The 13,293-nt window shown below is 67.9% G+C and carries 11 protein-coding genes; 6 read left to right on the top strand and 5 right to left on the bottom strand.

Translation table 11 applies throughout. The features are described 5' to 3' along the window. The first annotated feature begins 28 nt into the window (after positions 1-28). Positions 29-826 carry a DUF805 domain-containing protein gene (locus tag ACK4SV_RS01420; RefSeq protein WP_409915999.1) on the top strand — a complete coding sequence of 266 codons (798 nt, stop codon included), beginning with the start codon at positions 29-31 and terminating at the stop codon, positions 824-826. Between the two features lie 55 nt (positions 827-881). Continuing rightward, positions 882-1,577: a hypothetical protein gene (locus ACK4SV_RS01425; RefSeq protein ID WP_409916000.1), complete on the top strand. Its 696-nt coding sequence runs from the start codon at positions 882-884 to the stop codon at positions 1,575-1,577. A 213-nt stretch (positions 1,578-1,790) separates the two neighbouring features. Here the strand turns inward: ACK4SV_RS01425 and ACK4SV_RS01430 are convergent, their stop codons facing one another. Then, positions 1,791-2,324: a c-type cytochrome gene (locus ACK4SV_RS01430; RefSeq protein ID WP_409916001.1), complete on the bottom strand. Its 534-nt coding sequence runs from the start codon at positions 2,322-2,324 to the stop codon at positions 1,791-1,793. A 176-nt stretch (positions 2,325-2,500) separates the two neighbouring features. Between ACK4SV_RS01430 and mutL the strand changes: the two genes are divergently transcribed. Further along, complete coding sequence (gene mutL, locus ACK4SV_RS01435) at positions 2,501-4,381, top strand: DNA mismatch repair endonuclease MutL (protein ID WP_409916002.1); 1,881 nt, start codon at positions 2,501-2,503, stop codon at positions 4,379-4,381. Next, positions 4,378-5,625, top strand: a complete 1,248-nt coding sequence (locus ACK4SV_RS01440; RefSeq protein WP_409916003.1) for a serine hydrolase domain-containing protein — start codon at positions 4,378-4,380, stop codon at positions 5,623-5,625. The genes mutL and ACK4SV_RS01440 overlap by 4 nt, the downstream gene beginning before the upstream one ends. Before the next feature lie 4 nt (positions 5,626-5,629). Here the strand turns inward: ACK4SV_RS01440 and ACK4SV_RS01445 are convergent, their stop codons facing one another. The 3 genes from ACK4SV_RS01445 to ACK4SV_RS01455 all read right to left on the bottom strand — a co-directional run bounded on the left by ACK4SV_RS01445 (position 5,630) and on the right by ACK4SV_RS01455 (position 10,883). After that, entirely contained in the window at positions 5,630-7,003 is a 1,374-nt protein-coding gene (locus ACK4SV_RS01445) for an endonuclease/exonuclease/phosphatase family protein (RefSeq protein WP_409916004.1), read from the bottom strand. Between the two features lie 122 nt (positions 7,004-7,125). After that, positions 7,126-8,532, bottom strand: a complete 1,407-nt coding sequence (locus tag ACK4SV_RS01450; RefSeq protein ID WP_409916005.1) for an FAD-binding oxidoreductase — start codon at positions 8,530-8,532, stop codon at positions 7,126-7,128. Between the two features lie 221 nt (positions 8,533-8,753). After that, positions 8,754-10,883: a transglycosylase SLT domain-containing protein gene (locus ACK4SV_RS01455; protein ID WP_409916006.1), complete on the bottom strand. Its 2,130-nt coding sequence runs from the start codon at positions 10,881-10,883 to the stop codon at positions 8,754-8,756. A gap of 100 nt (positions 10,884-10,983) precedes the next feature. Between ACK4SV_RS01455 and dapA the strand changes: the two genes are divergently transcribed. Beyond that, on the top strand, positions 10,984-11,865 hold the full coding sequence (gene dapA / locus ACK4SV_RS01460) for a 4-hydroxy-tetrahydrodipicolinate synthase (protein WP_409916007.1): 882 nt from the start codon (positions 10,984-10,986) through the stop codon (positions 11,863-11,865). A 5-nt stretch (positions 11,866-11,870) separates the two neighbouring features. Then, positions 11,871-12,350: an SsrA-binding protein SmpB gene (smpB, locus tag ACK4SV_RS01465; RefSeq protein ID WP_409916008.1), complete on the top strand. Its 480-nt coding sequence runs from the start codon at positions 11,871-11,873 to the stop codon at positions 12,348-12,350. 147 nt (positions 12,351-12,497) lie between these two features. Here smpB and ACK4SV_RS01470 read toward each other — a convergent pair whose 3' ends face one another. Continuing rightward, a complete protein-coding gene (locus tag ACK4SV_RS01470) occupies positions 12,498-13,148 on the bottom strand; it encodes a uracil-DNA glycosylase (protein ID WP_409916009.1) in 651 nt (216 codons plus the stop codon). Positions 13,149-13,293: the final 145 nt, after the last annotated feature.

Raw genomic sequence — 13,293 nt, forward strand, 5'->3', positions numbered from 1 at the left:
GCCGCTTCAAGCCAGGAGAGCGCCCATCATGGACACCTCGACGACTGCGATCGATCCCGAACGCCCCTGGATCCGCGATGTGCGCGATAACCCGTCGGACATGAACTGGGCCCAGACCCTGTTCAATCCCTTCGGGCGGACCAGCAAGCTGCACTTCACCCGCGCCTGGACCGCGATGTTCATGGGCCGGGTGCTGCTCTATCTCGTGCCCTCGCTGATCGTCGGCATTGCCGGCATGGCGGGCGTGCGCACCGCGGGCCTCAACGAGCCTGTCAGCCTGCTGCTCTTTTCCGTGCCGATGCTGCTGGCGCCCTTCGCCGTTTATGTGATCGTCACCGAATACACCTCCTTCTGCGCGCATGTGCGGCGCCTGACGGATGCCGGCCGGCCGGTCTGGCTGGCCATCATCGTGATCCTGCCGATGCTGCTCGGCCTGCTCGCTTATGCAGCCGGCACGCAGATGGGCGCGGCCGGTTTCCGCGCCGCGCAGGAGAAAGCCGCTGCGGCGCGCCAGGCCCCTCCGCCGAAGCCGGAGACTGAGGAGGAGACTGAAGAGGAGGCGGGCGAAGCGGCTGCTGCGCCGGCGGCCTCTTCCAAAGGCGGCGGTAATGGCGGACGCGGCGGGCCGCCCCGCCCAATGCCGAAAAGCGAGCGCGAAGCCGCCATGGGCGCCGGCATGGGCTTCGCGATGCCGGTCTGGGGCCTCGCCTCTTTCATCGCGATGCTGTGGACGCTGCTTTACGTCTCGCGCCTGCCGAATGAGGGCGTCGGCCGCATCCGCACAGGCAGCGACCTCACGCCCGAAGAAGCCGCGCAGGGACTTTGACGTTTCTCTCTCGAAACATCTTTTCCACAGCCGCTTACGCGCTTAAGGTGCGCGGATGCGGGGGATCAGCACACTCATCCTTGCGGGCGCATCGCTCGCGGGTCCGGCGGCGGCGGCACCCTGGGTGCGCGAGGAGGGCGGCTGGTACAGCCGCGCCCTCGTCGCGCATGACCGGTTGGACGGGGCGAGCGGCTGGCGCACGGATCTCTACGGCGAATACGGCCTGACGCCGAAGCTGACGGTGACGGCCAAGTCCGAACGGGTGACGTTCGAAGGCGCTGCAGAATTCAACCGGGACTCCTACCGCCTGACCCTGCGGCGCGAGCTGTTCGCCCATCGCGGCTGGGTGGGCGGCATCGAGGCAGGCGCAGTGCATGGCTCGACCGTGACCGGGGCGGACCGGGCCTGCGACGGCGCGGGTTTCGAAACCCGGCTGGGCACGGGATGGTCCGGCGTCTCGAAGGAGGGCCGCGCCCGTTACGCCTTCGCCGACATCGCCCGGATCGAGCAGCAGGGCGGCTGCACGCGCAACCGGATCGAGTTCGGCTACGGCACGGACCTCGCGGAACGCATCTTCCTGACCGAGCAGCTCTGGCTGGAGGATGGCACCCGCTCGGCCCGCTCGGTGAAGGCGGAAACGCAGCTGGGGGTGCGCTTCAGCGAGTTTGATGTCTCGCTCGGCTACCGCCAGGAATATGGCGGGCTCTTCTCTGAACGCGCCGTGCTGGTGGCTGTCGTCGCGCGGCGTTAGGGGCGGAGGAGTGGGCGACTAGTTCAAGCCATGAATCCCCCGCTCATCCCGGACGAACGCCAAGACACCCGCGCTCATCCTGAGCGAAGTCGAAGGATAGGCTAGGAAGAGCTTCCCCGCCCCCCGGTTCGCCCTTCGGCTTCGCTCAGGGTGAGCCGTCCAATATGCTCAGGGTGAGCCTTCCTGATGGCTCAGGACAGGCCGTCCAGCTCCCTACTCCGCCCCGGCCGGCGTATAATCCGTCTCGACCATCAGATAGGCAATCACGCCGAGCCGGTCTTCCGGGCGGCGCACGCCGGCGAAGCTCATCCGGTTGCCGGGCACGAAGGTGCGCGGATTAGCGAGCCAGTCGTCCAGCAATTCCGGCGTCCAGACGAAATCGGCGGCCTGCAGGGCGGGAGAATAGGCAAAGCCGGCCTTGGAGGCGACATGGCTGCCGAACAGGCCGTAGAGGTTCGGCCCGACAAGGTGCGGTCCGCCCTCATTCGTCGTGTGGCAGGACTGGCAGAGCCGCCAGGTGCGGTTGCCGGCAGCATAGCTGGCCGAGCGGTAAGGCTCCGGAAGGTTCGCGAATTCGGGGCTCGGCTCGCCGGGCGCGGCGGCCGGGACGGGCGCAGCAGGGGCGGCTGCTTCACGCTGGGCAGGCGGTGCGCCTTCCGGCGCCGCCGGGGCGCTGTCCGGCCCGCCGCAGGCCGTGAAGACCAGCGCAGCAGCAGAAACGATCAGGGGCAGGGAGACGCGGGGCATGAAGAAACTCACCTTGGCTTGATGTGTCAGCCGCAAGGATGGCCCGCCCGCAGCCTGCGCACAACGGGCGAGGGGCGGAGTGCGGCAATATGCTTTGGCCTCATTGCCCGTGGGAGCCCCCCCCTGCAGCGCCGCGCGCGACAGGGCCGGCGTGATCGGCTAGATTTGTTGTCATCATGGCTGATTCTGCGCGCCCCCGCCCCCTGATCCGGAAACTGCCCGCCGATGTGGTCAACCGCATCGCGGCGGGCGAGGTGGTCGAGCGCCCGGCGGCGGCGGTCAAGGAGCTCGTGGAGAACGCGCTGGACGCGGGCGCGGCAGACATCGCCGTCGCCATCGAAGGCGGCGGGCTGAAGCGCATCACCATCGAGGATGATGGCTGCGGCCTGACCGCCGACGACCTCCTCGTCGCGCTGGAACGGCACGCGACCTCCAAGCTCTCGCCCGGCCCCGGCGGGCAGGTCGACCTCCTGAACATTCACACGATGGGCTTTCGCGGCGAGGCGCTGCCCTCGATTGCCTCGGTGAGCCGTATGCGGATCGTCTCGCGCGCGCCGGGCGAGGAGGCCGCCGAAATCCGCTCCGAGGGCGGACGGATCGACGGGCCGATGCCGGCGGCCTTTGCCGGGCGCGGGACGAGCGGCACGCGCATCGATGTGGAAGACCTGTTCTTCGCTACCCCCGCGCGGCTGAAATTCATGCGCGGCGAGCGGGCCGAGACGATGGCGGTCTCTGATACTGTGAAACGCCTCGCCATGGCCAATCCGCAGGTTGGCTTCCGGCTGGAAAGCGAGGGGCGCAGCCTGTTGCGCTACGCCGCCGAAGCGGCCGGCGCGGGGGGGCAGCTGAAACGCCTCGGCGCGATCATGGGGCGGGAGTTTTCCGCCAATGCCGTCGCCATCGAGGCCGAGCGCGAAGGCGTGCGCATCACCGGCTTTGCAGGCCTGCCGACGCTCAATCGCGGCAATGCGCAGATGCAATACCTGTTCGTCAACGGACGGCCCGTGAAGGACCGTATGCTGACGGGCGTTGTGCGCGCGGCCTATCAGGATTTTCTCGCGCGCGACCGCCATCCGCTCGTCGCCCTGTTCGTGGACCTTGATCCCGAAGGCGTCGATGTGAACGTGCACCCGGCAAAAACCGAGGTGCGCTTCCGCGATGCGGGCGGCGTGCGCGGGCTGATGATTTCGGCGCTGCGCCACGCCCTCGCCGCCGCCGGTCACCGCGCCTCCACCACGGTTGCAGTCTATGCGCTTGGCCGCGCGCGGCCGGAAAGCCCGCAGCCGGGCCTGCTCTGGCAGGCGCCGCAGCCGGCTGCCTTACGCCCCGCCATGCCGCCGGGCGCGGCCTCGCGCGGGGTCGCCGAGGCGCCCGCCGCTTTCACCCTGCCGCCGCGCAGCGAACTGTCCGCCCCGGCGGATGTGGCCCCGGCGGCCCGTGTCGAGCCTGCGCCGCTGCCCGCTGCAGGGGCGGACTATCCGCTCGGCGCCGCCCGCGCGCAGCTGCATGAAACCTACATCATTGCTCAGACGGCGGACGGTATCGTCATCGTTGATCAGCATGCGGCGCATGAACGCCTCGTCTATGAGGCGATGAAACGCCAGATGGCTGAAGGCGGCGTGCGCCGCCAGGCGCTGCTGATCCCCGATGTGGTTGAGCTGACCGAAGACGAGGCCGCGCGCGTGATCGCCCGCAGTGAGGAACTCGACGCGCTCGGCCTGGAAGTCGAGGCGTTCGGCCCCGGCGCCGTCTGTGTGCGCGCCACCCCCGCGCTGTTCGGCGAGATGGATGCGGCGGGCCTCCTGCGCGACCTGGCCGATGATTTTGCCGAGTATGAAGCGGGGCTCACGCTTACGGAGCGTTTCGAGGAGGTGATGGGCAATATGGCCTGCCGCTCCTCCATCCGCGCGGGCCGGCGGCTGACGGGCGAGGAGATGAACGCGCTCCTGCGCCAGATGGAGGCAACGCCGCATTCCGGCCAGTGCAATCATGGGCGCCCGACCTATGTGGAGCTGAAACTCGCCGACATTGAGCGCTTGTTCGGGCGGCGCGGATGAGGAGCGCGACCTTCCGCCGCCGGACGTTTTTGGGCGCAGCGCCCGCGCTGATGCTCGCCGCCTGCGCTAGCCGGGGCGGGGAAAGCGTGGCGGAAGCCTCCGCAAGACGCCGGATCGAGGATCTGCTCTTGTCGGCTTCCGTGCCCGCCGCAGGCCTCGTCGTGCGCCGGAGCGGGCGGACGGTGTTTGCCCATGCCGCCGGCCTCGCCCAAGGCGCCGCCGGAGAGGCAGAGCCGCGCGCCTTCACGCCGCAGACGCCGATGCGCGTCGCCTCCGTCTCCAAGATGGCAACCGCGCTCACCGTGCTGCGCCTGGCGGAGAAGGGCGTGATTGATCCGGAAACGGATATTCGGGAGCGCTTCACGCCGGCGCTGGTCCATCCGGATCATCCGGGCCTGCCGATCACGCTCAGCCATCTCATCATGCACCTTTCCGGCCTTCAGGACCCGGACGTTTACTGGATGCCCGCACCGGGGCGTACAGAGGACCTGTTCACGGAGGCAATGTGGAGCCGCGCCCCGTGGGCCATTCCGGGCACCGGGTTCAAATACAGCAATCTGGGTTATGGTCTCGCCGCCCACCTGCTGGAACAGGAAACCGGGGAGCGGTTTGATGTGCTCGCCGCGCGCGAGGTGCTCCTGCCGCTCGGCATCGGGGCGGCGGGGTTCAACTGGTCCTGGGTGCCGGCGGGCCGCCGCGCGCAGGGGGCAACGCTCTACGCCCGCGAGGATGACGCAAGCTGGAAGGTGCGGATTGACGGGCCGGAAACGCTGGCCGCCGCCGGCCCTGCCATCCTGCAGCGGCAAGGCTTCCGTCTCGAGGATTACCGTCCGGGCACGAACGGAACGCTGCTTAGCCCGCAGGGCGGCCTGCGCGCGAGCCTTGAGGATATCGCCGTCCTCGCCCGCGCGGCCGCGCCCGCTGCGATGAACCGCGTCTGGGGTTACAGCCCGGTCTTTCCGAATGGCGACACGGAAGACGGCTACTTCCTGAATTTCGGCTTCGGCGTGCAATGGCATCTGGCGGAGCGCTCGCCTATCCCGGGCGTGTTTCTGGTTGGCCATCATGGCGAGGCCCACGGGCTCTATTCGGGCGCCTTCCATGCGCCGCAACTGGATGCCGAAATCGCCTTCGCCGTGACCGGCACGAGCACATCTGGCGCGGCAGTATCCTCCGTACACCCGGTCATGGTGCGCGCGACCGAGCCGCTCTGGGCGGCTGCCGCCAGCCTGCTAGAGGCCTGAAGGGTCAACCCTTCGCCTTCGCTTTCTTCGGCTTTGCGGCCTTTTTCTCCGCCTCGCGTGTCTTGCGCAGCCGGTCGGCCCCGCCGCCCGCGACCCACCAGAAGATGCGCCAGGCCTCGCCGAAACTCATCTTCGGCGCCGGCGCCAGGATGCCCTGCTTCTCCGGCGGGGCAACCCTTGGGGCCTTGCGTCCGCGCTTCAGGGGCGCGGCCGGCTCGGCAGGCTCCGGCGGCGCGTCTGCCTGTTCCAGCGGGGTGCCATCCTCTGCGTGTTCCAGCTGCGCCGGAACGTCCCGCCGCTCATAATCCGGGTCCAGATTATTCAGGAGGTGGGCATCAGAGAAGTCGATCGCCAGCTCCACCCAGAGCGGAAGATGGTCCGACATCTGCCAGGTCAGCCAGCGCCGGGAATAGTATTCCTTGTCCTTGGCCGCGTCGCGTGGCTTGCCATCAGCGCCAAGGTCGCGGTGGCGCTTCGGGAGGACGGGCGCATAATGCTCGTAATGTTCGGGGCGGAACAATGTTTCTGACCAGTTGAAGGCCCCGGCGGACAGGAAGGTCAGCTCGTCGGGGCGCGTGCGGAAGGCGATCTGGTCATAATAGTGCGTGCCCAGAAGGTTTGACGGGAAGAGCTCGGGCGGCAGCTGGAAACCGGCCTTGGTCAGCGCCAGCATGGTCTCGTCAACCGGGTTCTTGATGTTGAAATCGCCCAGCAGGATGTAGTTCTCATCCTCCTTGTCGGCCCGCCCCGCCATCTCGCGGGCGATATAGTCGATCTCCGCCACGCGCCTTGCATAGCCGTCGCTGCCCTTTGAGGCCTCGCCAAAGAAGATGTGCACCGTACACAGAGAGAATTTGAACCACCCCGCCTGGAAGCTCACCATGAAGGGCGTGCGGGCAAACTGCTGCTCGCCCGGAAGCAGCGCATGTTTCGGCAGCACGATCTCGCCGACAATGTTGCGGAATTTCACCTTGCGCGAGTCGAACACGAAACACATCCGCTCGCGGTTGCCCGAGGCGCCGGTGGTCACGTCCGTCGCGATGAAATCCCATCCCGGTCCCATCAGCCGGATCACATCCCTCAGGGGGCGGACATCTTCGTTCACCTCCTGCAGCGCGCAGACATCGAAACAGGACAGGATTTCGGCAATGTAATGCAGGCTTTCGCGCCGCCGGGGGCCGTGGCGGAACTTGTTGTTGTCAAAGTCCCGGATGTTCCAGGTGCCGATGATGAGGCTTGCATCCTTCGTGCGCCGGGGAATGCCGCGCGGCGGGCCGGAGGCGATCTGCGCGCGCAGGTCAAGAAGGCGCCGCGAAGTCCAGTCGCGCTCGGACGGCGCGAACAGCTTTGTGTTCCTCAGGTCGGCATACCAGACCATGTGTCCCGTCCCCTCGCATTCTGCGGCCTGCCAGCCTGACGGCCGGCGCGGGCGTCAGCATGTCAGAAAGTCTGGTTAGCGAAAGGTTAATGCGGCGGCAACCTGTTCCGCTGCGGGCGGTATCAGATGCTGACGACGCGGCCCGGATTCATGATGTTCAGGGGGTCCAGCGCGCGTTTGATGGCGCGCATGGTTTCTGTCGCGGCCGCCGGGCGCAGGCGGGCGAGCTCGTCGCGTTTCAGCCGGCCGACGCCGTGCTCTGCGGAGATCGAGCCGCCATGCGCCATCACCGTGTCGAAGATCACCCGCGTGATGGCGGCCTCGGCTGCTTTCAGCTGCGGGGCGGCGGCGCCGGCTGGTTCGACCACGGAGTAATGCAGGTTCCCGTCGCCGACATGGCCGAAGATCACAAAATCCGCCTGCGGAAGAATGCTGCGCACGGCGCCGTTGCACGCCTCGATGAATACCGGAATTCGGCTCACCGGAACGGAAATGTCCTGGTTCAGCGCTGTCCCATAGGCGCGCTTCGACAGGGGGATGGATTCGCGGATGTGCCAGAAGCTTTTCGCCTGCGCCTCGCTGGCGGCGATCACGGCGTCCTCGATCAGTCCCGCTTCTGCTGCGGCCTCCAGCGCCGCCTCAAGCAGCGTGCGGGCATGGTTCGCCGTGGGCTGGGAAATCTCGATCAGCACGCGCCATGCCGCGTTCGACGGCAAAGGATCGCGCGTAGACGGAATATCCGCTGCCACCATCTCGACCGCGTTCGCCGGGATCATCTCGAAACTCGTGACCGAATCCCCCGCCTTTTCCTGTACCGCCGCGAGCAGGCGCACGACATGCTCCGCCGACGCACAAACCACCCAGGCAGCGGCGCTTTCCACGCGGGGGAACAGTTTCAGCGTGGCCGCGGTAACAAGACCCAGCGTGCCCTCGGCGCCTGCGAACAGGTGCTTGAGGTCATATCCGGTATTGTTCTTGCGCAGGCCGGACAATCCGTCCCACACCTCGCCAGACGGCAGCACGACCTCCAGCCCGAGGATCAGATCGCGCATCATGCCATAGCGCAGCACGGCGACGCCGCCGGCATTGGTGGAGATCAGCCCGCCAATCGTCGCGGTGCCTTCGGAGCCGAGCGAGAGCGGGAACAGACGGCCCGCCTCTTCCGCCACCGTCTGTGCACGGATGAGCGTTGCGCCCGCCTCGATGGTCATCGAATTGTTGAGCGCGTCCACGCCGCGCAGCGCGCTCATCCGAATCATCGACACGCAGATCTCGCCATGCGGCGTGCCGCCATCCACAAGGCCGGTATTGCCGCCCTGCGGCGTGATCGCCACACGGTGCTGGGCGCACAGGCGCACGAGCGCGGCGGCTTCTTCTGTGGAGGCCGGGCGGGCAACCAGCGGCGTCTCGCCCCGATAGGTGCCGCGCCAGGGAGTGGCGGCCTCGGCGCGCTTCTCCGCATCCTCCGTCCACCCCTTCGGGCCGAGCAGATCCTTGAGCGCAGAGAGAAACACAGGCGGGAGCGACATGGCCCCTCTCTAGTCCCTTCCGCGCTCGCTGGCGAGAGGAGGGCGTGACAGACGCCGCCTTTCTGATGTCATCCCGGCGGATGCCGGGAACCAGTTTGCGGCAGCGTTTCGCTCGGTGGCTCTGGGGTCCGGCGTTCGCCGGAATGACAAAGGGGGGGGGCGTGGGTGATGGTGCATTGCTCTCCGCTTAATGCACCCTACGAGGCACGCCCCCCGCCCCTTTATCTCCGGCCGCGTTTCAAATCGTCCGTCAGGCGGATTTCTTCGGGCTGGCCGCTCAGGCGGTGGCGGTAGACCTGGATGTTTTCCATCACGCGCTGGATGTAGTTGCGGGTCTCGGAGAAGGGCACGAACTCCACCCAGTCGATCGGGTCGATCTGGCCGGCGCGCGGGTCGCCATAGTCGCGCACCCACTGGCTGGGGCGCGAGGGGCCGGCATTATAGGCGGCTGCTGTCATGATATAGCTGCCGCCGAACTGGCTCAGCAGCGTGTCGAGGTGCAGCCCGCCGAGGGTCATGTTGTAGGCGGGGTTGGTGGTCAGCCAGGCCTGTTCATAGGGCATGCCGCGCAGGCGGGCCTCGGCGCGGGCAGTTGACGGCATGAACTGCATCAGGCCGAGCGCGCCGACCGGGCTGCGGGCGTTGGGGTTGAATTCGCTCTCCTGCCGCGTGATGGCGAGGATGTAGGCGGTCTCCACCTGCGGCTGGCGCGAGAAGGGGTGGAGGATCACCGGATAGGCCGCGCCCGGCGCAATGATGCCGCGCTGCAGGCCGGCCTTGCCGGCGCGCACGGCGGTGTCGTGCTGGCTGAGGCCATGGTTCAGCTGGGCCAGCAGCTCATACTGTTCGGGCGTGTCCAGCACATCGTCCACATGGTGCGAGAATTCGCGGAACATGCCCATCTGGCCGGTCTGGCCAATCAGGCGCAGCGCCTGGATCAGGGGCATCTCCTCGAAGGCTTCGGCCTGCTCGGCGGAGGGCTGGACTGCGGCGAACTCGATCGTCCGGTCGCCGATGCGTTCGGAGGCGAGCTGGCCGTAATAAGTGTATTTGAACGCGGCTGCGGCGGTGTAGGCCTCGCGGGCGGCGTCCTGCTGGCCGAGGGCGTCGCGCGCCCTTCCGGTCCAGTATTGCCCGCGCGAGACGCTGACCGGGGCGCCGACGCCGGCGGCCATCGTCTCGAAATGGCTGACCGCGCGGGTCGCGTCGCCATTCAGGCGCAGCGCTATCCACCCGGCCAGCCATTCGGCCTCGGCAAAGCTGGCGCCCGAGTTCATCCCGTGCGGCGCAGCAAGGCGGTAGGCGCGGGCATAGTTGCGGTTCTTCAGGTCGTCGCGCACGGCAAGGGCGCGCTCGCTCCACAGCCGGCTGCGGCCAGAGACTGGCACATCGCGGCCATTGATGCCGGCCAGCAGCTGGGTGGCGCCGTCGCGCTGGTCATTGGTGCGGCGCCAGCGGGCGCGCTCATACATCAGGCCGGGATTGGACTGGAGGTGATCGGGCACGGCGCGCACCAGCGCATCGACATTGCGGCCCCGCCGGGCAAGGGCGAGGCGCGCGTCCATCAGCGCGCGATAGTCTGCGGAAAGCTGCGGGCGCAGGGCTTCGGCCTCGCGCTGCTGGCCGGTCCAGAGGAGGAATTCGGCCCGGGCGTGATGGTCGTCGCGGCTGAGCGCCTGACCATAGCGGGCCAGCACCGTGCGGGCCAGCGTCGTGTCGAGCGTGTTGTGGCGCCAGACATCGCGGATGACTTCCTCGGCCTTCGTGCGGTTGCCATTGGCGGCATAGGCGTTGGCCAGCGCTACCTTGCCCGCGCCGGTGATGGGGCCGGAGGCTTCCAGCCACTGGATGCGCGCGGACGGCGGCAGGCTGCTGCCATCAATGATGTCTTCGGCGCGGCGGCGGATGTCGGTGGTCTTCGGCCAGTTGGACAGGCTGGTCAGGGCCAGGTTCAGCTCGTCGAAGGTCGTGCCGGGGGCGCCGTCGCTGGCGCGCTTCCACAGGATCAGATCGCGCAGGATCTGGCTCGGCGCTTCATACTGCATCCGGGCAACCTCGCCCCAGGATCCGCGCGCGGCGGCGGCGAAGGCCCGTTCCAGATAGGCCGCTTCGGCGGAGCTCGTCCGGCTGGCGGCCAGTGCGGGCACAGGCGTCGCCGGGCCGGGGGGCAGTCCGGGGCTTGCTGCCGATGGCGGCGCAGACAGCGGGCGCACGACCGGGGCCGGTGTTTCGCCGTCGCCGGGGGCGGCGCCGGGGCGTGGCTTGAGGCTCGGACCCTCCGGCCGCGCGGCCAGTGAGGTGCCCGAAAGCAGCAGCGCGAGCGCCACAAAAACTGCAGAAATCCGGATCATGGTCAGCTTCACCTCAGTAAAATTGAGCACCGGCGCGTGACAACGGCATCAACAGAGCCTAGCACGCATTCCCAACCGATCCATGAATATGGTCAGCAGAATGTTCCACGGCTCCATCCCGGCTCTTGTCACACCTTTCCGCGACGGCGCTGTCGACCGCAAGGCCTTTTCCGCTCTGGTTGAACGCCAGATTGCAGCGGGCTCGTCCGCGCTGGTGCCGGTCGGCACCACGGGCGAGACCTCCACCCTGTCGACGGAAGAACACAAGGCGGTCGTGACCCTGTGTGTCGAAGTGGCAGCGGGGCGCGTGCCTGTGATCGCGGGGGCAGGCTCGAACTCTACCGACGAGGCGATTGACCTCGCCGCCCATGCCAAGGCCGCCGGGGCGGATGCCGCGCTGGTCGTGGCGCCTTATTACAACAACCCGAATCAGGACGGGCTCTACGCCCATTTCAAAGCCATCAATGATGCCGTCGCCCTGCCGGTGCTGCTCTATAACGTGCCTGGCCGCACAGTGGTGGACCTGAAGCCGGAGACAGTGGCCCGGCTTGCCTGCCTGCCCAACATCATCGGCATCAAGGACGCGACCGGGGATATGGACCGGGTCTCCTACCATGCTGCCCTGATCGGGCCGGACGAACAGTTCGTGCAGCTGTCGGGCGATGATCCCTCCGCCCTCGGCTTCCTCGCGATGGGCGGGGCGGGGTGTATCTCCGTCACCGCGAATGTCGTGCCGGAAGACTGCGCGGCCATGCACGCTGCCTTCGCTGCCGGCGACCTTGCCGCCGCGCGCGAGATCGAGCGGCGGCTGATCTACCTGCACCGCGCGCTGTTCTGCTCGCCCTCGCCGGGCCCGGCGAAATATGCGCTGTCGCGCCTCGGCCTCTGCGCGCCGGATGTGCGCCTGCCGGTCACCGGGCCGGACGCCGCCGCGCAGGCGATGATTGATGACGCGCTGGCCGCTGCCGGCGTGCGGGTGTGAGCGCCATGGCGAAGGGCGCCGCCGTCAAGGGCCGCTCGGACGGCCTCGTCTCGGAGAACCGCAGGTCGCGGCGGGAATATTCCGTAGAGGACACGCTGGAGGCCGGCATCATGCTGGTCGGCTCGGAGGTGAAATCCCTGCGCGAGGGCAAGGCGAACATCGCCGAGGCCTATGCCTCGGTCGAGGGCGGCGAGCTGTGGCTGATCAATGCCGAGATCCAGACCTATGCCGGCGCCAACCGCTTCAACCATGAGCCGCGCCGGAGGCGGAAGCTGCTGGTGTCGAGACGCCAGCTTGCGAAACTTTCCCAGGAAGTGGAGCGCGCCGGGCGCACGATCGTGCCGCTGAAACTCTATTTCAACGACAAGGGCCGCGCCAAACTCCTCATCGGCGTTGCCACAGGCCGCAAGGCGCATGACAAACGCGAGAATGAGGCCAAGCGCGACTGGCAGCGGCAGAAGGCGCGGATCCTGAAGGCGGGTTAGGGCGGAAGGCCCTCACCTCCCACGCCCTTTGGGCGCGGGCCCCTCCTCTCCCAGAGGGAGAGGGCTCAGTGGCGCTCCCCCCTTAATCCCTCTCCCGCTCGCGGGAGAGGAGGGGCCCATCGCGAAGCGATGGGAGGTGAGGGCCTCTTACCCCAACACCCGCCGCGCCTGCGCAAACACTGCCTCGAACATCTCCGCTGTCAGACGGCCTGTGTTCGTATTGTAGCGCGAGCAATGATAGGAGGAGAGCAGCGTTACCGGCCGCCCGCCCGCCGTCACCTGGTAATTTGTTCCGTGTCCGAACGGATGGTCTGACAGTTTAAGGCCCAGCGCGCGCAGCGTCGAATCATGGCTGATCTTGCCGAGGCAGAGCAGGACTTTCAGCTTCGGCAGCGCAGCGATGCGGGCTTTCAGGAACGGCCGGCAGGCATTGATCTCGGCGCCGACGGGCTTGTTCTCCGGCGGCACGCAGCGCACGGCATTGGTGATCATCGCGCCGGAAAGTGTCAGCCCGTCGCCGGGATCAGCCGCATAACTGCCTTCGCTGAAACTGAACTTTTCCAGCGTGGCATAGAGAAGATCACCCGCCCAATCGCCCGTGAACGGACGACCTGTGCGGTTTGCCCCGGTGACGCCCGGCGCAAGGCCGACGATCAGCAGCTCTGCCTTGTCAGAGCCAAAACTCGGCACCGCGCCATTGAACCAGGAGGGCTCCTTCGCACGCACGGCCTCGCGATACGCCACAAGGCGCGGGCAGAGCGGGCAGTCCCGGGGCGCTTCGGGCGGGATCGGTTTCATGGGCGCTTCTTAGCCCCTTCTCCCCCCGGGGAGAAGGGGTTGGGGATGAGGGGGCGCCCCGCAGTCCAGCGTTGCATCCAGGCGCGGGGGGGGGGGGGGGGGGGGGGGGGGGGGGGGGGGGGGGGGGGGGGGGGGGGGGGGGGGC

The sequence above is a fragment of the Hyphomonas sp. genome (assembly GCF_046313735.1).
Classification (GTDB): Bacteria; Pseudomonadota; Alphaproteobacteria; order Caulobacterales; family Hyphomonadaceae; genus Hyphomonas.